The sequence below is a fragment of the Marinobacter sediminum genome, from assembly GCF_023657445.1.
Taxonomy (GTDB): domain Bacteria; phylum Pseudomonadota; class Gammaproteobacteria; order Pseudomonadales; family Oleiphilaceae; genus Marinobacter; species Marinobacter sediminum_A.
Genome location: NZ_JAGTWY010000001.1, coordinates 193,042 through 218,409, shown reverse-complemented (window position 1 = coordinate 218,409; position 25,368 = coordinate 193,042). Strand labels below are relative to the sequence as shown.

Below are 25,368 nucleotides of genomic sequence, written 5' to 3'. Positions count from 1 at the left end.
TCCTCTTGTTACGGAGTTCACATTTAGATCGCAATAGGCGCCTTGATACCCGGATACGGCTCGTAGCCGTCAAATTCGAAATCTTCGAGCTCGTACTCGAAGATCGATTCAGGCTTGCGCTTGAGCACCAGCGTCGGCAATGCCCGCGGTTCGCGTTTGAGCTGTTCGAAGACAATATCGTCGGTCAGGTGGTTCTGATACAGGTGACAGTCGCCGAAAGTATGCACGAACTCACCAACGTCCAGATCACATTGCTGGGCGATCATGTGCGTTAGCAAAGCATAGGAGGCAATATTGAACGGCACCCCCAGAAACAGGTCGGCACTGCGCTGGTAAAGCTGGCAGGAAAGTTTGCCATCGGCAACATAGAACTGGAACAGACAGTGGCACGGGGCGAGTGCCATGCGACCTTCGCGCACGTTGTCCTGTGGCCCGATGGATTCGTCCGGGAGTTCCGCCGGATTCCAGGCAGACACAATCAGCCGGCGGGAATTGGGCTTGGTGCGGATCTGCTCAATCACTTCGCTGATCTGGTCAACCACGCGGCCATCCGGGCAATGCCAGCTACGCCACTGCTTGCCATAGATGGGCCCCAGATCACCATCGTCCAGCGCCCACTCATTCCAGATTGAGACCTTCCGCTCTTTCAGCCAGTTGTTGTCCGTAGAGCCGTTCAGGAACCAGAGCAGTTCGTAAATGATGCTGCGCAGATGAACTTTCTTGGTGGTTACCAGCGGAAAGCCGTCCTTGAGGTTGAAGCGAACCTGGCGGCCGAATACGGATCGGGTGCCGACACCGGTCCGGTCACCTTTATCAAATCCGTTATCGACAACATCCTGCATCAGGTCGAGATAGGCTTTCATTCCGCATTTCTCCGGTAAGCAATGAACATCAGGGCGGCGCCCGCCACAATCATCGGTGTCGACAACACCTGTCCCATCGTTAGCCAGTCAAACGCCAGGTACCCAAGTTGCGGGTCCGGCTCCCGTACGAATTCCACCAGGAACCTGAACACCCCATAGAAGATCAGGAACATCCCGGACACCGCCATTCGCGGGCGGGGCCTGGCAGAGAACCACCACAGGATGACGAACAGGGCGACGCCCTCCAGGGCAAACTGGTAAAGCTGGGAAGGGTGTCTGGCCAGGGCATCTGGCGCGGTGGGGAATACCATACCCCAGGAGACGTCGGTCGGTTTGCCCCAGAGCTCGCCATTGACAAAGTTGCCGATACGCCCCGCACCCAGGCCAACCGGGACCAGCGGCGCGACAAAATCAGCAATCTTCCAGAACCCGGCATCCACCTTGCGACCGTACCACCACATCGCCAGCATCACGCCAAGCAGACCGCCATGGAAGGACATGCCGCCCTCCCAGACGCGGAAAAGCCAAAGCGGATCCGCCAGGAATGTATCGAAGTTATAGAAAACCACATAGCCGAACCGGCCACCAAGAATGACCCCAAGGGCCAGATAGAACAGCAGGTCCCCCATCTGTTCCTCGTTGATCGGGGACCAGGGTTTGCGTGTACGCAAACGACCCAGCCACCAACCGGCCAGAAAGCCAACCAGGTAGGTCAAACCATACCAGTGAATCTTGAGGGGACCGATGGCGATCGCCACCGGATCTATCTGGGGATGCTGCAGCATCGACAACCTCTCAGCTCAGAAGAAAACGGAGTCCCACCAAAATCAGGACAATGGCAAATATTCGCTTTAAAACCACGGCATCCAGCCGGTGAGCCAGAGTCGCACCCACCCTGGCAAAAAGCACACTGGTCATGATAATCCCGAGCAGGGCCGGCAGGTAAATAAAGCCCACACTGTATTCGGGGAGATTTGGATGATCCCAACCGGTCCAGATGTTACCCAGTGCACCGGCAACAGCAATTGGAAGGCCGCAGGCCGCAGATGTACCCACAGTCTCCTGCATTCGCACGTTACACCAGTTAAGGTATGGCACTGTCAGGGTACCGCCGCCGATCCCGAAAATAGCGGAAGCCCACCCTATGACGCCGCCAGAGGCAGCCAGCCCGGGTTTGCCCGGAACATCCCGCCCCGGTTTGGGGTTGGCCCCCGTGAGCATTTTGATCGCGACCAGGATCACGAACACTCCGATAACCAGCTCCAGGGTCGGGCCGCTCAGCATTGCGGCGGACCATGCGCCCAGCACGGCACCCACGACAATACCAACCGTCATGGGGCGGAAGATATCCCAACGCACAGCATCATGTTTCTGATGGGATCGGATAGAACTCATGGATGTGAAAACGATGGTGGCCAATGAGGTACCTACGGCCAGATGGGCAGCTATCTCGAAACTGATGCCCTGCAACCCGAAACTGAAGATCAGAACCGGTACGATGACGAGCCCGCCGCCAATTCCGAAAAGACCCGCGAGAGTACCGGCCAGAGCGCCCAGCGCAAGATAGGAAGCAAATACGTATATCAGGGTCATAGCCATTGTTCCGCACCCAAAAACAAGGCTGGTATGATACACACCGCAACAGCCAACTTCATTAACTCCGGGGGACTCACTCCATACCATGTGCCTGATCGCCTTCACCCTTGGCCAGAATGCGCACTTTCCGCTAGTCGTCGCGGCCAACCGGGACGAATTCTTTCGTCGACCCACTGCTCCGATGCACTGGTGGAACACAGATTCGGGAATGGGCGTTCTCGCCGGCCGGGACCTGCAATCTGGCGGAACCTGGCTTGCGGTGTCCCGGGACGGGACAGTCAGCGCTGTTACCAATGTCCGGGAAGGCGTGCCTGAAGCCGGACGCAGCAGCCGCGGCGAGCTGCCGTTACGTGCTCTGCAGGAGCCGATAACGTCACTGGAGGCCGGGCTCTCGGATGAGGCGGGTCGATACTCGGGTTTTAACCTGATACATCTGGCCGAGACATCCGGCTGGTATTACAGCAACCGGGACGCCCAGCCGGGCCGGCATATTCATCGTGGGCTCTACGGGCTCAGCAACCACCTGTTGCAGACTCCCTGGCCAAAACTTCTGCGCCTCAGACAAACAGTAGGCGATGCAGTAACCGTTGCCAGTAACGATGCAGAGGCACTTCATGAAGAGCTGATCGAGCTGCTGCAGGATACCACTCCAGCTCCGGACCATCTGCTGCCGGACACCGGGATCGCTCTGGAAACCGAGCGCTTCCTCTCCTCCCCCTTTATTATCGGAGAAGAATACGGCACACGCGCAACCACCGTGGTCAGCATTTCCCGCGAGGGCGAAATACGGGTGAGCGAACAAAGCTGGGGGCCCAACGCCGAAAGAGGTGAATGCCGCCGTTTCGACTGGCAGCGATAGCCTTCAAGCTCTGATATAATCCGCCAAATTCTGCCACCCGATCGGAGGATCTCCCCGATGGCCAGTGAACAAAGCGCCACATCCATCGCCGATTTCGAGAAATCCCTTGATGAACTGGAGAAACTGGTTCGGGACCTGGAACAGGGCGAACTTTCTCTGGAACAGTCGCTGTCTGCCTTCGAGCGCGGTGTCAAACTGACCCGTGAATGCCAGCAGGCCCTGAAGAGCGCCGAACAAAGGGTTGAACAACTTGTTCAGACCAGTGATGGCACTCTGGAAACCCGACCGTTCTTGCCGGACGATGCTGACTGATGAGTGATCAGAACAAATTGGCGCTCGACTTCCTCGAGACCTGCCGCATTCGGGTAGATACCGAACTGGACCGCTGTATTGATCGCAGCTCTGCGTCTGAACGGCTGCAGGAAGCCATGCGTTACAGTGTCCTTGGTGGTGGTAAACGGATCCGCCCCGCATTGTGCCTCGCCGCAGCAAAAGCCCTGGGGCAGACTGCAGAAGACGCTCTGGCACCTGCATGTGCGGTAGAGCTGATTCACGCCTATTCCCTGATCCACGACGACCTGCCAGCCATGGACGATGACGAGCTGCGCCGTGGTCGGCCGACCACACACATTGCCTTTGACGAGGCCACCGCCATTCTCGCCGGCGATGCGCTCCAGGCACTGGCCTTTGGCTGGCTGGCGGGAACCACGCGCATCAGTGAATCAGCCCGCCTGATGATGGTTCAGGAACTGGCCCGGGCAAGCGGCCACCTTGGCATGGTAGGGGGGCAATCGATTGATCTGGAATCCGTGGGAAAAACCCTGTCGCTTACTCAACTTGAGACCATGCACCGACACAAGACAGGCGCCCTGATCGAAGCCAGCGTACGTATGGGTGCACTGACGGCGCCCACTGTCACCGAGACAGCACTGAATTCATTGAGCGCCTATGCCAAGGCACTGGGGCTCGCGTTCCAGGTGCAGGACGATCTGCTCGATATTGAGGGCGAAACAGAAGTTATCGGTAAACCTCAGGGATCTGATGCCGCCCGGGAAAAACCCACCTACCCGGCCCTGCTTGGCGTAACCGGTGCCAGGGAACATTTGTCCGCGCTTCTGGCCAGTGCTTTGGACAGTCTCGGGGATTTTGGGCCGGAGGCTGATGCGTTACGGGCCATGGCAGATTACGTGGTAGCACGAACTCATTGAATCCGGGCGTCTGAAGGGCGCACACTGGCTCTTACAATCTCGCAATAACTGGCCCGATAGGTGTGAAACCGACTCCCCTATTCCCCTATAATGCCAGTCAGTTGCCGAATATTCCGGAAAAGACCCGAGCAAATGCAGGACACTTATATTTTCAAGGAAATCCCGTCACAGCGGCCCAATACTCCGTTGTTGGACCGGATGGATTCACCGGCCCAACTTCGTGAACTACCGGCCGATCAGCTTACCCAGCTGGCAAGGGAGCTCAGGGCATTTCTGCTGTGGTCAGTCGGTCAGACGGGCGGCCATTTCGGTGCCGGTCTTGGCGTACTGGAACTTACCGTTGCGCTGCATTATGTCTTCAATACTCCAGAAGACCGTCTGGTCTGGGATGTGGGTCATCAGGCTTATCCTCACAAGATCCTGACCGGACGCCGTGAACAGATGGACAGCATTCGCCGCAAGGGAGGCCTTGCCGGCTTCCCGAAACGGGCTGAAAGTGAGTACGACACCTTCGGCGTCGGCCATTCCAGTACCTCCATAAGTGCCGCGCTCGGTATGGCCATCGCCTCCCGACTTCAGAACACCGGCCGAAAGAGCATCGCCGTGATTGGCGATGGCGCCATGACCGCAGGCATGGCCTTCGAAGCACTGAATCACGCCGGTCACCTGCACGCGGACATGCTGGTGATCCTCAATGATAACGACATGTCGATCTCTCACAATGTCGGTGGTCTTTCCAACTATTTTGCCAAGCTGCTGTCCAGCCGCACCTATAACCAGGTCCGCGATGGCAGCAAAAAAGTGCTTCAGGGAGCCCCCCACCTGATGGCTCTGGCCAAGAAAACCGAAGAGCATTTTAAGGGCATGATTGCGCCTGGCACCCTGTTCGAGGAGCTGGGTTTCAATTACATCGGGCCTATTGATGGTCATGACTTGCCCTTGCTGGTGGAAACCCTGGAGAACATCCGGGAACTGGAGGGTCCCCAATTCCTGCATGTGGTGACAACCAAGGGCAAAGGCTTTGCTCCGGCCGAGGCCGACCCGATTGGCTACCACGCCATCAACAAGATTGAACCGGTACCTCCCAGTAAGCCCGAGCCAGTGAAACCGAGGCCGGCGAAACTCAAATACGCCAACATATTCGGCCAATGGTTGTGTGATGCGGCGAAGCAGGATGATCGGGTGGTCGGCATTACGCCCGCGATGTGCGAAGGTTCGGACCTGCTGGCGTTTTCACAGCAGTTCCCGGACCGCTATTTTGACGTTGCCATTGCCGAGCAACACTCGGTCACCCTGGCAGCGGGCATGGCCTGTGACGGCGCCAAACCCGTAGTCGCCATCTATTCCACCTTCCTGCAACGGGGCTATGACCAACTGATCCATGATGTCGCCATCCAGAACCTGGATGTGCTGTTTGCCATAGATCGTGCTGGCCTGGTCGGCGAGGATGGACCGACCCATGCGGGCGCTTTTGACATCAGTTATCTGCGCTGCATTCCGAACATGGTCGTAATGACCCCTTCTGATGAAAACGAGACTCGTCAGATGCTGCATACCGGAATGCTGTTCAACGGCCCGGCTGCGGTCCGCTACCCACGCGGGACCGGCCCGGGCGCGGAAATACAGCAGCAGCTGACACCTCTGCCAATCGGTAAAGGACGACGGCTTCGTGAGGGCAGCAGTATTGCTATCCTGAACTTTGGCACCCTGCTGGCGCCGGCGCTGGAGGCTGCGGAGGCCCTGGGAGCAACCGTTGTCGACATGCGCTTCGTCAAGCCGCTGGACGAAGATATGCTGCTGGCTCTCGCCGAGCAGCATGAGTTGCTGGTAACACTCGAAGAAAACTCCATTGCCGGCGGAGCGGGTAGCGCTGTCACGGAATGCCTGAATCGCCGTGAAATTTCAATGCCGATACTCCAGCTCGGACTGCCGGATACGTTCATTGATCACGGCAAACACGGGGAATTGCTCAGTGATTGCGGGCTGGACTCTGCCGGCATTCAGGCCGCCATTGAAGAACGGATGGAACGCCTCCAGCGCCAGAGACTGAACTTGAAAGCGGTCAAGTAACCTCACGCCCGCTGCATCACAAAAAAAGCCCGCCAGATGGCGGGCTTTTTCGTGTCCGGGTCATACCTCCGGATCATCGTCCTGATGGGTTTCCAGCCAATGACCAAGCTTGCTCTGCTTGGTGTTCAGGTAATGTTCGTTATGGGGGTTCCGACCCACATGCAGGGGCACTCGCTCAGCGATTTCGATACCATAGGATGAAAGCGCCTTGACCTTCCGGGGATTATTGGTCATCAGCCTCAGGCTGCTGATGCCCAGATGCTCCAGCATGTCCTTGCACATGCTGTAGTCGCGAAGATCAGCGGCAAAGCCGAGGCGCTCGTTCGCCTCAACAGTATCTGCCCCCTGATCCTGCAGATGGTAAGCACGGATTTTGTTCAGCAGGCCAATTCCCCGACCTTCCTGGCGCAGATACATGAGAATGCCGCGCCCCTCACGAGCAATACTTCGTAAAGCCTCCTCAAGCTGGTAACCGCAGTCACAACGCATACTGTAGAGCGCATCACCGGTAAGACACTCGGAATGAGTGCGAGCAAGCATGGGTTCCGTACTGTTCAGTTCGCCCAGAGTCAGTGCTACGTGTTCCTTTCCGGTATCCGGTTCTTCAAAACCATGCATGTCAAACACCCCGAACGGGGTTGGCAACCGGCAGGTCTGGATGTAACGAACAGCCACAGTCTTTCCTCGTGGTTCAGTCAATCGGGCCGCGCATTCTATCATGCGGCCATCTTCTTGGCGTAATCCCGGCACTGTAGCTCCTCCGACAGTCTTAAAGTATCGGGGATTTACGAACCCGGGAACGTTGCGGATTAAAGATCAGGACTGCCCGGCAACCCAGTGACCGCTCCGACCACCTTTCTTCTCAAGCAGCCGGACATCGCCGATCTCCATGCCCCGGTCCACCGCTTTGCACATATCGTAGAGGGTGAGCGCGGCAACACTGGCGGCCGTCAGTGCTTCCATTTCCACACCGGTCTGACCGGACAGTTTGCAGCGAGTCAGAATATGAACCGATGCGCCATCCTCGCCGGGGCTAAGCTCTACCTTGACTGACGTCAGATTAAGAGAGTGACAGAGGGGAATAAGTTCATGGGTTTTCTTCGCCGCCATGATCCCGGCGATGCGGGCGACTGCCAGCACATCGCCCTTGGGATGCTCACCTTCAACGATCATGCTCAAGGTATCTGGCGCCATGCGGATGGTGGCCTCAGCCCGGGCTTCTCGCTCGGTCGCCGCCTTGTCCGTCACGTCCACCATACGGGCCTCGCCCTTGTCATCCAGATGGGTCAGTTTGCTCATGGCGTCTCCAGGAATTTCTTGAAACGGGGAATTAATGATGCAGGCGGAGAAGCATACCAGAGATCCGGTAAGATTCCGCTGTAAACCGTCAGGTTTCCGGCCACCAGAAGCGGATACCGGCAATGCCCTGCCCGCCCTCCTGACGAGCTTTCAACACGTCTCCGGGACCAAGACCACCCAGGCCATAAACGGGGAGCGGAGCCGCGCTCACGCTATCCCGGAAAGCCCGCCAGCCAATACCGGCTGCTTCCGGATGGGTGGCTGTGGGTTTGACCGGCCCAAGGGTGACATAGTCTGCACCAAGGCGCACTGCATGGGCGATCTGGCCGGAATTATGACAGGACACCCCTAACCATACGCCGTCCGGCACAGGCCTTGAGGACAGCCGCTCAGCTTCCCGCCATGGCAGATGCAGCCCTGCCGCCTCCGGCACTTCCTGAAACATCGCTGGTGCACCGTGAACCACCAGGCCGGCACCCGCACGCTCACATCGTGGCATGACTGATGCCGCCAGCTGGCGATATTCGCCGGCTTCAAGGGAAGGCGCCCGCAATACCACCAGAGAGGAGGGGCGCCGCTCCAGTGCTGTGGCCAACTGCTCACAGCCTTGATCGACGCTCTCAATGCCACCGGTAATGGCCAGCGTTGGTGGTAACCGCAGGGCACGGATAATAGGCCGGTTCGCAGCGGGAAAATCCTCGTCCCGCATCTCTTCGGGCATTATCCAATCCAGGGGCTGGCCTTCACGACCTTCTGCGTCGCCCTCGGCCTCTGTCGTCCTCCAGACATCAAGAAAGACGCGCTTGTCGCCATAGTCATGGCGGATGCCAATAACAGGCTCGAGGGTCCCTTCAGGCACTTTCAGCCCGGTTTCCTCGGCGATTTCCCGAACCAGCGCCCGGTGAACGGTTTCCCCGGGCTCGACCTTGCCACCCGGGAATTCAAGTAGTCCGCCCTGATGGACATGGTGCGGCCGACGGGCAATGAGGACGCGGCCCGCTCGGATGATAACCGCGACCGCGACATGGATTTCCCGCCCTGCGGATATGTCACCGGCCATGGTCAGGTACGATATTCCGCGTTGATGGTCACGTAATCGTGGGAAAAGTCGCAGGTCCAGACCGTTTCTTTCACGTTCCCACGTTTGAGGTCAATCGCGATGACGATGTCATCCCGGTCCATCACCGCTTGTCCACGTGCTTCCGAGTAATCATCGGCACGGCCACCATGGCGAACAAGGCAGACATCACCGAGGAAGATCTCCAGGGCATTGAGGTCGAGCCCCGGCACACCTGCACGGCCAACGGCAGCAAGAATCCGCCCCCAATTGGGGTCAGAGGCAAACAATGCTGTTTTCACCAGAGGCGAGTGCGCAACGGCATACGCAACATCAAGCGCCTCCTGCTGGGCGGCAGCGCCACTGACTTCGATCGTGACAAACTTTGTCGCGCCTTCACCATCACGGACAATGGCGTGTGCGAGCTCCAGATATACGCTCTGTAACGCCTCTCTGAACTTCGTCAACGCCGGGCTGTCAGCGCTAATTTCAGGTCCCCCGTATTGGCCACTCGCCATCAGCATGCAGCAATCATTCGTGGAGGTGTCGCCGTCAATGGTAATCCGGTTAAACGACTTCTCACCCAGTTCGGACGCCAGAGTCTGAAGTAGCCCTGGTTCGATGCGGGCATCGGTCGCGATGAAGCCAAGCATGGTTGCCATATTCGGGCGGATCATCCCTGCGCCCTTGCTGATACCGGAGATCGTCACGGTATCGCCATCCAGATCTATCTGACAGGAGGCTCCCTTGGGGCGGGTGTCTGTGGTCATGATGCCACTGGCTGCCTCAGCCCAGCGAGTTTCCGAGGTGCTGGCCAGGGCCTCGGGAAGAGCATCAACAATTTTCCCGGTCGGCAGAGGCTCGCCGATCACACCGGTGGAAAACGGCAGTACTTCTTCGGCGCTGACACCGGCCTTCTCAGCCAGAGCTTCACAGCAGGTAATGGCATCTTTCATGCCACGCTCCCCGGTTCCAGCGTTGGCATTACCGGTATTGATAAGCAGGTAACGGGGCGCTTTCGCCGCCAGATGCTTCCGACTCAGGGTCACCGGGGCTGCGCAGAACTGGTTCTGGGTGAATATGCCGGCAACACCGCTACCCGGCGCAAGCTCAAACACCACAATATCTTTACGACCGGGCGTTTTGATACCTGCACTGGCAATACCAAGCCTGACCCCCGCGACCGGGAAAAATTCGGGTAAGGTTCCTGGACCTACCGCCATCCTGCCTCTCCTCTAACAATGCCTGAAACAGGCAATTTAAAACGGAAAAACCCGCAGCCTGAGAGCTTCAGGTTGCGGGTCTTGAAGATCACTTCAGTATCGGGCGATCAACTGACCTTGCCGTGACACTGCTTGTACTTCTTGCCGGACCCGCAGGGGCAAGGTTCGTTTCGTCCCACTTTGCGCTCCTGTCGCACAAAAGTCTCCGGCGCAGCCGACTGCTGCTCACCCTGACCTTCACCTTCGCCCTGACTCTGGGCAGTAGCACTGGTCTCATCATGGCGCAGTCGAGCCCGAGCCAGCTCCTGTTCCAGCTCCTGCTTACGACGACGCTCGACCTCTTCCATCTCTTCCCGGCTCTGGACACGGACGTGACACAGAACGCGGGTAACGTCGCGCTTCATCGTATCCAGCATATTTTCGAACAGGTTAAAGGCTTCCCGCTTGTATTCCTGTTTGGGGTTTTTCTGAGCATAGCCACGCAGGTGGATACCGCGACGCAGATGGTCCATGTTGGAGAGGTGTTCTTTCCACAGGGTATCTAGCACCTGAAGAAATACCTGCTTCTCAAACTTGCGCATGGACTCCGAACCGGCGATTTCTTCTTTGGCGCGATAAGCCGTCACGATCTCATCAAGAATCTTCTGGCGCAGGTTCTCTTCGTAGAGTTTGTCGTCTGCTTCCAGCCACTGCTGAACCGGTAGCTCAATAGCCATTTCAGACTGTAACTGGGATTCCAGACCAGCAACATCCCACTGTTCCGGCATGCTCTGAGGCGGAATATATTCACTGACCAGCCCATCCACAACATCTTCACGGATGGTATCGACCATCTCGGAGATGTCCTCGGAGGACATCACCTCGTTACGCTGATCGTAGATCACCGTGCGCTGATCATTGGCAACGTCATCGTATTCCAGCAGGGTTTTCCGCATGTCGAAGTTGCGGCCTTCAACCTTACGCTGGGACTTTTCGATGGCGTTCGTCACCATACGGTGTTCGATGGCCTCGCCCTTCTTCATCCCCATCGCTTGCATAAGACTCTTGACCCGGTCCGGTGCAAAAATCCGCATCAGGTTGTCTTCCAGAGACAGGAAAAATCGGGACGAACCAGGGTCACCCTGACGACCGGCACGACCCCGGAGCTGGTTATCGATACGACGGGATTCGTGGCGTTCGGTACCGATGATGTGCAGGCCGCCGGCATCAAGCACGTGATTGTGGCGCTCGGTCCATTCAGCCTTGATGCGGGCAACCTCTTCCTCAGTCGGATTCTCCATCGCAGCCACTTCGTATTCCCAGTTACCACCAAGAACGATATCGGTGCCCCGGCCCGCCATGTTGGTCGCTATCGTCACTGCCCCGGGACGGCCTGCCTGCGCAATGATGAGGGCCTCTGAGTCATGCTGTTTGGCGTTGAGGATCTTGTGCTCGATACGCGCCTTTTTGAGCAGCATGGAAAGCAACTCGGACGCCTCGATGGATGCTGTACCAACCAGAATGGGGCGACCTTCTGTGGTGACGTCCTTGATCTCATCAATTATGGCGTGGAACTTTTCTTCCTGGGTCAGATAGATCAGATCGTTGTAGTCAACACGCTGAATCGGCTTGTTCGGCGGGATAACCACCACATCCAGGCCGTAGATCTGCCGAAATTCAAAGGCTTCGGTATCTGCGGTACCGGTCATGCCAGCAAGCTTGTCGTACAGACGGAAATAATTCTGGAATGTCGTGGATGCCAGGGTCTGGCTTTCGGCCTGAATCTTGACACCTTCCTTCGCCTCGACGGCCTGGTGCAGACCTTCACTCCAGCGACGGCCAGGCATGGTGCGGCCAGTGTGCTCATCAACAATTACGACCTGATCACCCTGAACGATGTAATCAACATCCTTCTGGAACAGGTGATGTGCACGCAGTGCCGAATGGACATGGTGCAGCATACTCAGGTTGGTGGCCGAATAAAGGCTCTCGCCTTCCTCCAGGAGCCCCTGACCGAGCAGCAACTCTTCGACCTTTTCGTGACCGGCTTCCGTCAAGTCAACCTGACGGGACTTTTCATCAACGGTAAAATCACCCGTTGGCTCGCCCTCCTCGGGCACCTCTCCCTGCTCCAGACTCGGAACCAGCTCGTTAATCGCCTTGTACATTTTCGAGCTGTCTTCCGCGGCACCAGAGATAATCAGCGGAGTACGGGCTTCATCGATCAGTATCGAGTCTACCTCGTCCACGATGGCGTAGTTGAGACCCCGCTGCACCTTGTCCTCGGTGCTGAACGCCATGTTGTCTCGCAGGTAATCGAAGCCGAATTCGTTATTCGTACCGTAAGTGATGTCAGCCTCGTAGGCGGCCCGCTTCTCTTCCGGAGCCTGGCCGGCAACAACGACACCCACCTGCAGGCCAAGGAAGCGATAAAGTTTGCCCATCCACTCGGCATCCCGGCGGGCAAGGTAATCGTTCACGGTGACCAGGTGAACGCCCTTGCCAGATAACGCATTCAGGTAAACTGATGCTGTCGCTACCAGTGTCTTGCCCTCACCGGTTTTCATTTCGGCGATATGGCCTTCATGGAGCGTTATGGCACCAACCAGCTGGACATCGTAATGACGCATGCCCATGACCCGTCGCCCTGCTTCGCGCACCGTGGCAAAGGCCTCCGGCAAAATAGCATCAAGACTTTCGCCTTCATCTACACGCCGCCGAAATTCTGCAGTCTTACCTTGCAACTCGGTATCGGACAAATTGCCAAACTGCTCCTCAAGTTCATTAATGCGCGATACGGCTTTACGCATTCTCTTGATTTCTCTGGCATTTTTACTGCCGAACATCTTGGTTGCAAGCTTTGTGAACATAGACCACTGCTTCTTTGATTAAACGGAGGAAGCCGGCATTCTAACCTTATTTCGCGACAGGACAAAAGCCACGGCTCACACCAGTAGAATTTGGAGTAACTCGTTGATGTCCCGACTGCAAGCCTGCGCGCAACAGGAGCGCCAGAACGCAGCCGGAACAGAAAAGGCAAGACTAAGCCAAAGAAAGGAAAATATCAGCTATCGGAACGGGCGATGTACTTCACCGGGTCCTTGGATCGACCGTTCGACAGAACTTCAAAGTGCACATGAGGACCGGTAGAACGGCCAGTGCTTCCCATGAGAGCGATAACCTGATTCTTCTGAACCACATCACCCACCTTCACTTTTACCGTTTTACAGTGGCCATAACGGGTTACCAGGCCATCACCATGGTCAACCTCCACCAGGTTGCCATAACCATAGCGCTCGCCCGCCCAGGTCACCACGCCGCCGGCAACGGAAATGATGTCACTGCCGTCTTTACCTGCGAGGTCGACACCATCGTGCCAGGTACGCTTGCCAGTAAACGGATCGGACCGGTAGCCGTATTTGGACGACAACCAACCCCAGGTGATCGGCCGACCCTCAACGAACATTTCGTCTTCGAGTTTCTGTCGGGAAGCCAGCTTGTCCAGCAAGCGCAACTGCTGCTCCCGATCTTCAAGCTGATATTCAAGACGCTCAATCATGCTGGTCAGACCGGGAGCGGAAAAAGACTCTCTCGGTGCTGCGCCCTCGGGGCCACCCACGGCTGCGGGCTCTTCAAAATTGAATTCATCACTGGATACCAGACCCGATTCAACAAAACGCTGGCCCAGTGCATCCAGACGCAGCAGGCGCCCCTGCATAGCTCCCAACCGCAGGGTCAGGGCGTCAATTTGTTGCTGCACTTCCTGTTCCACAGAAGCAAGCTCGGACTTCTGCTCTGCCAGGCGCGACTGCCAATGGGCGACTAGCTCGGACGAAGTCGGTTCAGTCGACTCCGCCTTACTGACAGCCACCTGATAACCGGTCCAGCCGGCAGCGATCAACAATGCAAGCACCACCAGAACAAGCCCAACGGCCATGGAACCGTTCAGGGCCAACACACGGGATTTCCCATGGTGCCTGCCAACGAGGATAATGTTCATACCGTCTTCTGATTTCATCGATGAGCCGCAACCTCGGTTCCTGTAGTGTTGCGTCCCGGACATTTTACGAGTGGGCCTGCCATCCTTGACAGCGACTACATACTAAAAAATCGTAGCACCCGGTAGACATACTCATTTATCACAATGTAAAACGAGTGTAATACAGGCACCACGCACAAACCGTGCCGAAGTGTAACCAATCGTAAACGGAGTCGTCGAGAAAAAAGCCCGTCCATGAAACGAAAAAGTGAACAGAAAATGACCTTCGACAAGCTCGGCGGTTCACCGGTCCTGAAAGACCTCGTGGCACGGGCCGAACTCCATCGACAGGCAGAAACGCAGGTTCTGGCGTCCCTGCCTCCTGACCTGGTGCCAGGGACCCGCTTCATAAGCTGCAAAGAGGGAGAGCTGGTACTGTCTGCGGAAAACGCCGGAAAAGCCAGTCAGATCCGGTTTCGCCAGCACGAGATCATGGAGAAAGTGCGGGGAAATGAACTGTTCAGGTTCGTATGGAAGCTGAAGGTGAAGGTGGCACCACCTCGCTTTCGGGAAAAACCACGATTCGAAAAAACACCTCTCAGCAAAGAAAATGCCCGGCTCCTCAAAGAGGAAGCCGGGCACACGAAGGATAAAAAACTACGCGAGGTTCTCGAAAAACTCGCAAGCCACGTCCGGGATTAAAGCGTCCTGCCTTAGCCCTGGGCCGCCAGCACAGGTTTCATGTAGGAAATGGGCGCGGTCGCCTCGTCATCAAAGGTGACAACTTCCCATGCATCCTCTTCTGCCCTGAGCTTGCGCAGCAGCTTGTTATTCAGATCGTGACCGGACTTGATACCCCGGAACTCACCAATCAGGCTGTTACCAAGCAGATAAAGATCACCAATGGCGTCCAGCACCTTGTGCTTGACGAACTCGTCATCATAACGAAGACCGTCTTCGTTCAGAATCTTGTAGTCGTCAACCACAATCGCGTTATCCACGCTGCCACCGAGTGCCAGATTCATCGCGCGGAGCTTCTCAATATCACGCATGAACCCGAAAGTCCGAGCGCGACTGACTTCCTTCACGAAGGAAGTGCTTGAAAAATCCACGGTCGCTGTCTGGGCACGGCCCTTGAAGACCGGGTGGTCAAAATCAATGCCGAAACTGACCTTGAAGCCTTCGAACGGCAGGAAGGTAGCCTTCTTGTCGCCCTCTTCAATGGTGACTTCACGCTTGATCCGGATAAAACGCTTGGCAGCTTCCTGCTCGGCAATACCGGCAGATTGCAGCAAAAAGACGAAAGGACCGGCTGAGCCGTCCATAATCGGCACTTCAGCTGCGCTGAGTTCAACGAAGCAGTTATCAATACCGAGACCAGCCATCGCTGACAGCAAATGCTCAACTGTCGCCACGCGGACACCGTCTTTTACCAGCGTCGTGGACAGCATGGTCTCACCGACATTTTCCGCGCAGGCACGGATCTCGATCGCAGGATCCAGATCGGTGCGGCGGAAGATGATTCCCGAGTCTACAGGCGCTGGCTTGAGGGTCAGGTATACTTTCTCACCTGAGTGCAGGCCAACTCCGGTAGCTCGGATGGTGTTTTTTAGGGTCCGTTGTCTGATCATCGGTACATAATTCCGTCACAAAATGGCGATATTCTAGGCAGAAATCTGCCCGGAGAATACCAGAAAATAAGACTGAATACTATTTAGCCAATCCAGCATTACCTGAAGTTCATACGTGCCAGATACTTGGCAATCAGTGCACGCTGCCACCGGCCAAACAGTTCCCTTTTTCGCAAAGAGACCGGAACCGGATCACAATTGCACCAATATATCAGTCAGCCTGGCGACGGAGGAATGCGGGAATATCGAGATAGTCGACTCCCTGCTCCTCACTATCCTTGCTCTGATCAATCGCCACATTTCCATTGGAAACCGCACGACGGCGAAGAACAGCCGGTCGATCCAGCTGGTTGTAATCGGTCTTGCCGTCCAGGGTTCGACTGTTATCAACCACCTTTGTCGGCTTCTCACGATCACCACCCAGACCAGTCGCGACCACGGTCACCTTGAGCTCGTCGGTCATTTCCGGATCGATGACGGTACCAACCACCACCGTAGCGGAGTCAGAGGCGAATTCACGCACAATATCGCCAACCTCGGAGAACTCGCCCAGGTTGAGATCCATGCCCGCAGTGATGTTAACCAGAATGCCTTTGGCACCCTGAAGGTTGATATCTTCCAGAAGCGGACTACGAACGGCGGCTTCTGCGGCTTCACGGGCACGGTTCTCGCCAGTAGCGCGCGCGGTACCCATCATCGCCATGCCCATCTCGGACATAACCGTTTTTACGTCGGCGAAATCGACGTTAATCATACCGTTGCGGGTGATCAGGTCTGCAATGCCCTGAACCGCACCCAGCAGGACGTCATTGGCAGCTGCGAAAGCGTCCAACAGGCTGGTTTTCTTACCCATCACCGCAAGCAACTTTTCGTTCGGGATGGTGATCAGCGAATCAACGCTTTCTTCCAGCTCCTTGAGACCGGAGTCGGCGACGCTCATGCGCTTGCCACCCTCGAACATGAACGGTTTGGTTACAACGGCAACGGTCAGGATACCCAGCTCACGGGCCACTTCGGCCACAACCGGAGCAGCACCGGTACCTGTACCGCCGCCCATGCCCGCGGTAATAAAGACCATGTCCGCGCCCTTCAGGGACTCGGCAATGCGGTCACGGTCCTCCAGTGCGGACTGGCGCCCGACTTCCGGGTTAGCGCCAGCACCCAGGCCCTTGGTGATATTTCCACCCAGCTGAATAATCTGGCGAGCATCCATATCCGTCAGTGCCTGCGCATCGGTATTGGCGCAGATAAATTCCACACCTTCGATGTCGCTATTGAGCATGTGACGCACGGCGTTGCCGCCGCCGCCGCCCACACCGACGACTTTAATGACAGCGTTTTGCTGGACATTATCGACGAGTTCAAACATTTCCCTACTCCTTCGTGCTGTTTTTTTTCAGCCTTTTCAGGCTGTTTTTCGAGATTGTGTTTTCGAGATACCTTCGTTTATTACCTGCCTGGCACCGTCAGAAGTGACCGGTAAACCAGGCCTTCATTCGCTCAAACAGCGAGGGTGCGTCTTCACCCTTGAGCACCGGCGCCCGCCCCAGATCCATCTGGCGGAAGCCATGAATCAGCAACCCGACGCCAGTGGCGTAAATCGGGTTATTGACCACTTCCGTCATTCCGGAGACTGCCTGCGGACAGGCAAGCCGTACCGGCATGTGGAAGATTTCCTCAGCCAGCTCCACCACGCCTTCCATGGTGGAGGAGCCGCCTGTAATCACGATGCCCGCGGGAATCATGTCCTCGAAGCCCGAGCGGCGAAGCTCGGACTGGACCAGAGTGAACAGCTCCTCATACCGGGGCTCCACCACTTCGGCCAGCGCCTGCCGTGAAAGGTCCCTGGGGGCACGATCACCGACGCTCGGAACTTTGATGGTTTCCTCGGCCCCGGCCAGCTGAGTCAGTGCGCAGGCATACTTGATCTTGATTTCCTCGGCGTTCTGGGTCGGCGTCCGCAAGGCCATGGCGATGTCATTGGTGACCTGGTCACCGGCAATAGGAATCACCGCGGTGTGACGAATTGCGCCGCCGGTGAACACGGCGATATCGGTCGTGCCACCGCCGATATCGACAACACAGACACCCAGTTCTTTTTCATCCTCGGTCAGGATCGCGTGGCTGGAAGCCAGCTGCTCCAGAATGATGTCGTCGACCTCGAGACCGCAGCGCTTTACGCATTTCTCGATGTTCTGGGCAGCATTTACCGCACAGGTCACCAGGTGCACTTTTGCCTCAAGGCGCACCCCGGACATACCCATCGGCTCCTTGATGCCCTCCTGGCTATCGATTACGAATTCCTGAGGCAGGATATGCAGGATCTTCTGATCTGCCGGGATGGCAACGGCCTGGGCTGCATCGATCACCCGGTCAATATCCGCCTGAGTCACTTCACGGTCGCGGATCGCAACAATGCCATGGGAGTTCAGGCTCTTGATGTGACTCCCGGCAATGCCTGCATACACCGAATGGATGCGGCACCCGGCCATCAGTTCGGCCTCCTCCACAGCGCGCTGGATAGCCTGGACAGTGGTTTCGATATTCACCACCACACCACGTTTGAGCCCCCGTGAGGGATGGGAACCAATACCCACCACCTCGATAGTCCCGTCCATCTTGCGCTTGCCGACAATCGCAACCACCTTGGAGGTTCCGATATCGAGGCCGACAATCATGTTTTCCGTTTCAACCGATGACATGTATCTCACCAAACCGTGGTCTGAATTAAATGTTGCTATGATTTCGGACTGGAGGCGCCCTCGGCCGCCTTCCATTGCACTGCTACACCATTGGTGTAGCGGGCATCGACCCGACTGACTTCATCCGACCGTGACGCCAGTCGGGTTTCATAAACTGTGATAAACCGTTCGAACCGCTGCTCCACCTGATCCCGGCCCAGCACCACCTCGATGCCGTTGGCCAACTGCAAGGTCCAGGCTCCCCGCTCTTCCAGCGAGAGCCCGGCGAAGCTCAGGCCATGACCAACCAGCTCTTCACTCATGGTCCGGGCCATCCGGATCACATCGCGGACCCGTTCGTCCGGCCCTGCGAGCCGGGGTAGTCTGCCGGCAACTTGCGGATTCTCCGGCGCGAACAACTCGCCGGTGCGACTAACAAGTCGTCCGTCGTCCCAGTAAGCCAGCGGCTTCTTTTCTCGAATGTCGATGACCAGTCGATCGGGCCAGACCCTGCGTACCGCAGCGGACTCGACCCAGGGCCGTCTCTCAAGGCTCTCCTTGATCTCGGAAAGGTCTGTAGAGAAGTAGCTTTTACCGATCCAGTTTCCAGCCGCCCGCTCAAGGGCTACCTGGCTGTCGCCAATGAAATCCCCATTCACGTCGACAGCCAGAAACTGCTGATCCATCGCATTGAGCACTTTTCCAGTCCCCCAAGGCACCAGGGCCGCCAACAAAACAATCACAGCCCCCATGCCTATCTGCAGCCAGGGGACCGCCGCCAATACTGCTTTCAACACGCCAAACCGGTCCCGCTCTGGCCCCAGGGTCGTAGCGCCCCTGCGGCGAGGAGGGTCAGACGGTACCGCCCGACTCCGGATCAGCAATGTCTCAAGCATTGGCATCCTCCAGTGTGTCACGGAGTATCCGCACCACCAGTTCCTCGAAACTGATGCCCGCTGCTTTTGCAGCCATAGGTACGAGGCTATGATCAGTCATTCCGGGCACCGTGTTTACTTCAAGCAGCCAGAACTGACCATCGGAATCCTGCATGATGTCTACCCGGCCCCAGGTACGACAGCCCACCACCCGAAAGGCATCCAGTGCCAGCTTTTGCAGACGCAATTCGTCGTCCGTAGCCAAGCCACAGGGGATGCGGTAACGGGTGTCGTCGGCCAGATACTTGGCGTTGTAGTCATAAAACACGTGATCTGTGCTCAATCCGATGGCCGGCAGCGCCTGATCCTGTAACAGACTGACCGTAAACTCGGGGCCCTCGATCCACTCCTCTACCAGCACCAGATTGTCCAGCGCGGCAGCCTCTTCATAGGCTTCCGCCAATTCATCTGCAGTTTGCACCTTGCGAATGCCGATACTGGATCCCTCCCGCGACGGTTTTACGCTCAGGGGCGGGTTCAATTCGCTGACAATCTGTGCTGCCTCAGCGGCGGCTGCCATGGTGCGGAATTTCGGCGTCGGCAGGGCACAACCTTCAAACACGTATTTGGTGCGCAGCTTGTCCATTGCCAGGGCTGACGCCAGAATCTCACTGCCGGTATAGGGAATGCCGGCCTGGGAAAGAATTGCCTGTATCGTGCCGTCTTCGCCGCCACGACCGTGCAAAGCGATGAAGACGCGATCAAAGTCAGGGTTCTCAACGGTCTTGAGCAGACAGCCCTGTACATCGACAGCAAAAGCATCGACGCCGGCTGAGAGCAAGGATGCGAGCACCGCTTTGCCACTTTTCAGCGACACTTCCCGTTCCGCTGAGTCGCCGCCCATGAACACGGCGACACGACCGAGTGCCCGGACAATCTCCGGAGCGGCCTGATAGGCTTGAGGTTCACTATGCTGCATATCACTCACCGGGAATCACTCCTGCTGCGGCTAACCTTGCAGCGACACCGCCAATATCACCCGCGCCCTGGGTAATCAACAGATCGCCATCCTGCAGCATGTTGCTCAACAGACTTTCAATTTCATTGTTGTCCTCGACAAATACCGGCTCAATCTTGCCCCGTTGCCGGATACTCCGGCACAACGCACGGCCATCTGCACCCGGAATCGCCGGTTCGCCGGCCGAATAGACATCCATCAGCAAAAGGCCATCTACCTCCGACAAGACCCGAACAAAATCCTCATAGAGATCCCGGGTGCGGGAATAACGATGTGGCTGATAGAGCATGACAAGTCGACGGTCCGGCCAGGCAGCATGAGCAGCCCGGATGACCGCTTCCACTTCCGTCGGATGATGGCCGTAATCGTCGATCAGGGTGATGGTTCCCCTGGGCGTCTGATAATCGCCATACACCTGAAAGCGACGACCAACGCCGGCAAAGTCCGCCAGCCCTTTACCGATGGCTTCGTCGGCGACGCCTTCGTCCGTTGCAACAGCTATAGCTGCCAGCGCATTCTGGACGTTATGGTGACCCGGCATCTTCAGTTCCACGGCCAGATCACTTCGGCCGCCCGGGCGCTTGACCACAAAACGGGTCCGAAGGCCATCCGAGACAATGTTCTCGGCACGGTAGTCGGCATCCGGATTCTCGATACCGTAAGTAATGATGGCGCGGGAGATACGGGGGATGATTTCCCGCACATAACCGTCATCCACACACATCACGGCAACGCCATAAAACGGCAGGTTGTGCAGGAAATCGACAAACGTCTGTTTCAGCTTTTCCACGTCCCCGCCATAGGTGTCCATGTGATCCGCCTCGATGTTCGTCACCACGGAAATCACGGGCGTAAGATGCAGAAAAGAGGCGTCGCTCTCATCCGCCTCTGCAACCAGGTAACGGGAACCACCCAGTTGGGCATTGGTACCTGCACTGTTGAGTTTGCCGCCAATAACAAACGTAGGGTCCAGGCCAGCCTCACCCAGCACTGAAGCAATCAGACTCGTCGTGGTGGTCTTACCATGCGTTCCAGCCACGGCAATTCCATGGCGATAACGCATGATTTCGGCCAGCATTTCGGCTCGGGGCACGATCGGAACGCGGCGACTGCGGGCAGACACAACTTCCGGGTTGTCAGCGGCCACAGCGGAAGACACCACAACCACGTCCGCGCGGGCACTATTGTCCTCACGATGGCCTATCTGTACCTCAACCCCCATCGCTTTGAGCCGGTCAGTCACTGCACCTTCTTTCAGATCCGAGCCCGAGACCTCATAGCCCTGATTCTTCAGCACTTCGGCAATGCCGCTCATGCCAGCGCCGCCGATACCCACAAAATGGATATGGCGAATCCGGCGCATTTCCGGCACTTGATAGACCAGTGGCGGATTGGTTGCATCAGCCATGGGCGGCCTCCAGACAGTAATTCACGACTCTCTCCGTTGCATCCGGGCGGGCCAGCGTTCGCGCAGCCTTCGCCATGTTCATTACCCGGGTCCGATCCTTTGCCAGATCGCCCAGAGTGTCAGCCAGTGCCGAGGGTGTCAGACGGGACTGGGGAATCAGCATGGCCGCACCGGCACTCACCATCTGCTGGCCATTCTTGGTCTGATGATCATCTACGGCATGAGGGAATGGCACCAGAATCGCTCCTATACCCGCTGCGCAAAGCTCGGAAACCGTGAGCGCACCGGCCCGGCAAAGCACCACATCAGCCCAGCTATAGGCCTCAGCCATATCCGCAATAAAAGGTTCCACACTCGCCTCAACTCCGCTTTGCGCGTATGCGGCATTGGCGGCCTCCAGGTTCTTTTCACCGCACTGGTGCCGAACCTCCGGGCGTTCGCTCTGGGGCATCATGGCCAGGGCCTCCGGCAATTGCTCGTTAAATACCTGAGCACCGAGACTACCGCCCACCACCAACAGCCGCAGAGTTCCGGTTCGATCATTCATCCTTTGATCCGGCGCCGGTAGTTGCGCCAGATCCTGACGCACCGGGTTTCCGGTACACCGTGTAACCACACCTTTTTTAAAGCTTCCGGGAAACGCCTCCAGCACGGTTTCCGCGAACCGAACAAGAATTCGATTGGTCATGCCGGCTATCGCATTCTGCTCGTGGATCACCAGTGGAGTCCGGGTCAGCCAGGCAGCAACACCCCCCGGCCCCGTGACAAAACCACCCATACCGATCACGCAGTCGGGGCGAATCCTGCGCACGACGGTGAAGGCTTCGCCCAAAGCCCGCATCAGCCTGAACGGCGCCGCCAGCAATGCCAGCATGCCTTTTCCACGAAGGCCGGAGATGTGGATCAGTGACAGCGGGATATCGGTGTCACTGATTAACCGCTGCTCCATGCCACCGCTGGCACCCAGCCAGTAAACCTGATGGCCTTTCTCCTCAAGGGCTCGGGCAGTTGCCAGGGCCGGGAACACATGACCGCCGGTACCGCCTGCCATTATCAGGAAACGACGCTGATCACTCATATTTGGCGCCTCCCCTGGTCCCTGGACCGGCCTTCTCCCGGGCAAGTCGCTCCTGGTCCAGGCGCTCCATTTCAACCCGGGCCAGCACACCGATGCAGATACACATAATCATCAGGCTTGAACCGCCGTAGCTGACCATTGGCAGGGTCAACCCCTTGGTCGGCAACAGGCCGGTGCTGACCGCTATATTGATCGTCGCCTGAAGCCCGATCAGCAACGTAATGCCATAGGCAAAACAGGCACCAAAGGGCATTTCGGCCTTTTCCGCCCGACGGGCGATTACGAAACCGCTAACCACCAGCAATGTAAACAGGGACAGCACGATGAGAGAACCCAGTAACCCGAACTCCTCGGCAATAATGGCGAAGATAAAGTCGGTATGTGCTTCAGGCAGATAGAACAGCTTCTGGATCGAGTTGCCGAGACCGACACCACCCCATTCGCCGCGACCGAATGCGATCAACGACTGAGTCAGCTGATAACCGCTGTCGAACTGGTCCTTCCACGGATCGAGATAGCTCACCACCCGTTTGAGCCGGTAGGGCTGCGTCAATACCAGGATCGCGCCCAGAACAACCAGCGTTACGATCAAAGGAACAAATCTGCTAAGTCTTACGCCACTCAGGAAGATCATGCCGGCCGCCGCAGAGACCAGAACTACGGTCGCCCCGAAGTCAGGCTGGATAACCAGCAAAACCGAGGCAACCCCAAGTACCACCAGAGGTTTCAAAAAGCCCCACCAGGTATTCAGAAGCTCCTCCCGGCGACGCACCACATAGCCCGCCAGATAGGCAATCAGGCAAAGTTTCGCCACTTCCGAAACCTGAACGTTGAACAAGCCAAACGAGATCCATCGAGTGGAACCGTTAACTGTGTGCCCCAACGGAGTAAGCACCAGAACCAGCGCCGACAAACCTACACCCAGCAACAACCAGCCGCTGCGCTCCCACCAGGCGACGGGCACGTTTACTGCAACCAGTGCCATGACACAGCCCATACCTGCAAACAACAGCTGGCGAATGGCATAGTGATAGCTATTACCCATGGTTTCCGCGGCCATATCCATGGACGCCGAAGAAATCATCACCACACCCATGACGAGCAGGGCAACTGAACTGATCACCAGCAAGGGCAGCGGCTGGATTTCGCCCAGCCACTCGCTCCGGTTTGGCATTGCGATCTCTGTCTGCATCACAGCGCCTCCACCAGTCTGCGGAACTGGTCACCGCGATCACTGTAATCACGGAACATGTCAAAGCTCGCACACGCGGGGGACAGCAACACCCGATCACCTGCCTTTGCCAGACCCGCAGCGGTGGAAACAGCTTCCTCCAGCGAACGCGCACGGTGAACTTCAACGTTCCCGCCGGTCGCCTCGGCAATCTGCCCCGCGTCACGACCGATCAGAACTAATGCACGGCAGTGCAATACCGCGGGCGCCTGCAGAGGCATAAAGTCAGCACCCTTGCCATCGCCACCGGCGATCAGCACCACCTTGCCGTTGTCTGGTACGAGGCTCTCGATAGCGGCCACGGCAGCTCCGACATTGGTACCTTTGGAGTCGTTGATGTAGTCCACACCCGCCAATTGGCGAATAAACTCGCATCGGTGGGGCAAACCCCAGAAATTGCGGGCCACATCCAACATAATCTCCATGGGGAGGCCGGCTGCATATCCCAGCCCCAGAGCAGCCATGACATTACTGATGTTGTGGCGTCCCAATAATTTCAACTCACTGGCCAACAGCAGGTTTTCAAAGCCAAAAGTAATCCAGGTTCCCTCGTCGTCATCGCGGGTACTGAACGTATCCGGATTGACCCGATGAAATCCGAAACAGATGAACCGGAGAGAATCCCGCGCCATGGGCGTGCTCAGGGCATCGTCCAGATTAACGACGGCATTCTTGCAGCCTCGGAAAATCCGCTGCTTGGCCTGGAAATAAGCCATCTTGGTCGGATAACGATCCATGTGATCGTCACTCACGTTCAACACCGTTGCCGCCAGAGCATTCAGCTCACTGGTGGTTTCGAGCTGGAAACTGGACAGCTCAAGTACGAAAAGATCGGCACCACGTCCGAGCAGATCAAGGGCTGGCGTTCCGATGTTGCCACCGGTCTCTACCCTGCGGCCCGCCGCCTGTGCCATTTCCCCCACCAAAGTGGTTACTGTTGTCTTGCCGTTTGACCCCGTAATAGCGACAATCGGTGCATCGGCAGCCTCGGCAAACAGGTCGATATCCCCGCGGATAAAGGCGCCGGCCTGCGCCGCCCTGGCAATGGCAGGCTCTGCCACACTGATACCCGGGCTTACAACCAATTCGTTAAAGCCCTCGAAAAGCTCCGCATCAAACGCCCCGAGGTAAACGGGCACGTCCGGCCATTGGGCTCGCAATTGTTCAAGCCCCGGAGGGTTTTCCCGGCTGTCCGCGACAGCGATTTCCCGGCCTTGTCCGGACAGATAGCGCACGCAGGAGAGCCCGGTTTTACCGAGCCCTACCACCAGTGTGCGACGATCCGAAACAATGACACTCATAATGGCTGCTTA

General features: G+C 57.2%; 23 protein-coding genes. 5 read left to right on the top strand and 18 right to left on the bottom strand.

Annotated elements, in window-relative coordinates; genetic code table 11:
* Positions 1-23 precede the first annotated feature (23 nt).
* Genes KFJ24_RS01045 through KFJ24_RS01035 form a run of 3 tightly spaced genes read right to left on the bottom strand, consistent with a single transcriptional unit; the run spans position 24 to position 2,456 of the window.
* Positions 24-863 carry a thymidylate synthase gene (locus KFJ24_RS01045; protein ID WP_250829226.1) on the bottom strand — a complete coding sequence of 280 codons (840 nt, stop codon included), beginning with the start codon at positions 861-863 and terminating at the stop codon, positions 24-26.
* Entirely contained in the window at positions 860-1,648 is a 789-nt protein-coding gene (gene lgt, locus KFJ24_RS01040; protein WP_250829225.1) for a prolipoprotein diacylglyceryl transferase, read from the bottom strand. The genes KFJ24_RS01045 and lgt overlap by 4 nt, the downstream gene beginning before the upstream one ends.
* Positions 1,649-1,658: 10 nt before the next feature.
* Positions 1,659-2,456, bottom strand: a complete 798-nt coding sequence (locus tag KFJ24_RS01035; RefSeq protein WP_250829224.1) for a sulfite exporter TauE/SafE family protein — start codon at positions 2,454-2,456, stop codon at positions 1,659-1,661.
* 88 nt (positions 2,457-2,544) lie between these two features.
* Between KFJ24_RS01035 and KFJ24_RS01030 the strand changes: the two genes are divergently transcribed.
* From KFJ24_RS01030 to dxs, 4 genes are all read left to right on the top strand, one after another.
* Positions 2,545-3,318, top strand: a complete 774-nt coding sequence (locus tag KFJ24_RS01030; protein WP_250829223.1) for an NRDE family protein — start codon at positions 2,545-2,547, stop codon at positions 3,316-3,318.
* A 57-nt stretch (positions 3,319-3,375) separates the two neighbouring features.
* Positions 3,376-3,630: an exodeoxyribonuclease VII small subunit gene (locus KFJ24_RS01025; protein WP_250829222.1), complete on the top strand. Its 255-nt coding sequence runs from the start codon at positions 3,376-3,378 to the stop codon at positions 3,628-3,630.
* On the top strand, positions 3,630-4,526 hold the full coding sequence (locus tag KFJ24_RS01020; RefSeq protein ID WP_250829221.1) for a polyprenyl synthetase family protein: 897 nt from the start codon (positions 3,630-3,632) through the stop codon (positions 4,524-4,526). The genes KFJ24_RS01025 and KFJ24_RS01020 overlap by 1 nt, the downstream gene beginning before the upstream one ends.
* A 132-nt stretch (positions 4,527-4,658) precedes the next feature.
* Positions 4,659-6,596, top strand: coding sequence for a 1-deoxy-D-xylulose-5-phosphate synthase (dxs, locus tag KFJ24_RS01015; protein WP_250829220.1), 1,938 nt, complete (start codon positions 4,659-4,661; stop codon positions 6,594-6,596).
* A 60-nt stretch (positions 6,597-6,656) separates the two neighbouring features.
* Here the strand turns inward: dxs and ribA are convergent, their stop codons facing one another.
* From ribA to KFJ24_RS00985, 6 genes are all read right to left on the bottom strand, one after another.
* Positions 6,657-7,271, bottom strand: coding sequence for a GTP cyclohydrolase II (gene ribA, locus KFJ24_RS01010; RefSeq protein WP_250829219.1), 615 nt, complete (start codon positions 7,269-7,271; stop codon positions 6,657-6,659).
* 141 nt (positions 7,272-7,412) lie between these two features.
* A complete protein-coding gene (moaC, locus tag KFJ24_RS01005; RefSeq protein ID WP_250829218.1) occupies positions 7,413-7,895 on the bottom strand; it encodes a cyclic pyranopterin monophosphate synthase MoaC in 483 nt (160 codons plus the stop codon).
* An 88-nt stretch (positions 7,896-7,983) separates the two neighbouring features.
* Positions 7,984-8,955: a Nudix family hydrolase gene (locus tag KFJ24_RS01000; RefSeq protein ID WP_250829217.1), complete on the bottom strand. Its 972-nt coding sequence runs from the start codon at positions 8,953-8,955 to the stop codon at positions 7,984-7,986.
* A gap of 2 nt (positions 8,956-8,957) precedes the next feature.
* On the bottom strand, positions 8,958-10,175 hold the full coding sequence (argJ, locus tag KFJ24_RS00995) for a bifunctional glutamate N-acetyltransferase/amino-acid acetyltransferase ArgJ (protein ID WP_250829216.1): 1,218 nt from the start codon (positions 10,173-10,175) through the stop codon (positions 8,958-8,960).
* A gap of 107 nt (positions 10,176-10,282) precedes the next feature.
* Positions 10,283-13,024: a preprotein translocase subunit SecA gene (gene secA, locus KFJ24_RS00990; RefSeq protein WP_250829215.1), complete on the bottom strand. Its 2,742-nt coding sequence runs from the start codon at positions 13,022-13,024 to the stop codon at positions 10,283-10,285.
* A gap of 194 nt (positions 13,025-13,218) precedes the next feature.
* On the bottom strand, positions 13,219-14,172 hold the full coding sequence (locus KFJ24_RS00985) for a M23 family metallopeptidase (protein WP_250829214.1): 954 nt from the start codon (positions 14,170-14,172) through the stop codon (positions 13,219-13,221).
* A 216-nt stretch (positions 14,173-14,388) separates the two neighbouring features.
* Between KFJ24_RS00985 and KFJ24_RS00980 the strand changes: the two genes are divergently transcribed.
* Positions 14,389-14,835 (top strand): DUF721 domain-containing protein, encoded by a 447-nt coding sequence (locus tag KFJ24_RS00980; protein ID WP_250829213.1) that lies wholly within the window; start codon positions 14,389-14,391, stop codon positions 14,833-14,835.
* An 11-nt stretch (positions 14,836-14,846) separates the two neighbouring features.
* Here the strand turns inward: KFJ24_RS00980 and lpxC are convergent, their stop codons facing one another.
* From lpxC to murD, 9 genes are all read right to left on the bottom strand, one after another.
* Positions 14,847-15,764 (bottom strand): UDP-3-O-acyl-N-acetylglucosamine deacetylase, encoded by a 918-nt coding sequence (lpxC, locus tag KFJ24_RS00975; RefSeq protein ID WP_250829212.1) that lies wholly within the window; start codon positions 15,762-15,764, stop codon positions 14,847-14,849.
* 211 nt (positions 15,765-15,975) lie between these two features.
* Positions 15,976-17,133 (bottom strand): cell division protein FtsZ, encoded by a 1,158-nt coding sequence (ftsZ, locus tag KFJ24_RS00970; protein ID WP_250829211.1) that lies wholly within the window; start codon positions 17,131-17,133, stop codon positions 15,976-15,978.
* Between the two features lie 97 nt (positions 17,134-17,230).
* Positions 17,231-18,466 (bottom strand): cell division protein FtsA, encoded by a 1,236-nt coding sequence (gene ftsA, locus KFJ24_RS00965; RefSeq protein ID WP_250829210.1) that lies wholly within the window; start codon positions 18,464-18,466, stop codon positions 17,231-17,233.
* A gap of 35 nt (positions 18,467-18,501) precedes the next feature.
* A complete protein-coding gene (locus KFJ24_RS00960) occupies positions 18,502-19,341 on the bottom strand; it encodes a cell division protein FtsQ/DivIB (RefSeq protein ID WP_250829209.1) in 840 nt (279 codons plus the stop codon).
* Entirely contained in the window at positions 19,334-20,299 is a 966-nt protein-coding gene (locus KFJ24_RS00955; RefSeq protein ID WP_250829208.1) for a D-alanine--D-alanine ligase, read from the bottom strand. The genes KFJ24_RS00960 and KFJ24_RS00955 overlap by 8 nt, the downstream gene beginning before the upstream one ends.
* 1 nt (position 20,300) lies before the next feature.
* On the bottom strand, positions 20,301-21,746 hold the full coding sequence (gene murC / locus KFJ24_RS00950) for a UDP-N-acetylmuramate--L-alanine ligase (protein ID WP_250829207.1): 1,446 nt from the start codon (positions 21,744-21,746) through the stop codon (positions 20,301-20,303).
* On the bottom strand, positions 21,739-22,824 hold the full coding sequence (gene murG / locus KFJ24_RS00945) for an undecaprenyldiphospho-muramoylpentapeptide beta-N-acetylglucosaminyltransferase (RefSeq protein WP_250829206.1): 1,086 nt from the start codon (positions 22,822-22,824) through the stop codon (positions 21,739-21,741). The genes murC and murG overlap by 8 nt, the downstream gene beginning before the upstream one ends.
* Positions 22,817-24,016 carry a putative lipid II flippase FtsW gene (gene ftsW, locus KFJ24_RS00940; RefSeq protein WP_250829205.1) on the bottom strand — a complete coding sequence of 400 codons (1,200 nt, stop codon included), beginning with the start codon at positions 24,014-24,016 and terminating at the stop codon, positions 22,817-22,819. The genes murG and ftsW overlap by 8 nt, the downstream gene beginning before the upstream one ends.
* On the bottom strand, positions 24,016-25,356 hold the full coding sequence (gene murD, locus KFJ24_RS00935; protein ID WP_250829204.1) for a UDP-N-acetylmuramoyl-L-alanine--D-glutamate ligase: 1,341 nt from the start codon (positions 25,354-25,356) through the stop codon (positions 24,016-24,018). The genes ftsW and murD overlap by 1 nt, the downstream gene beginning before the upstream one ends.
* Between the last annotated feature and the right edge of the window lie 12 nt (positions 25,357-25,368).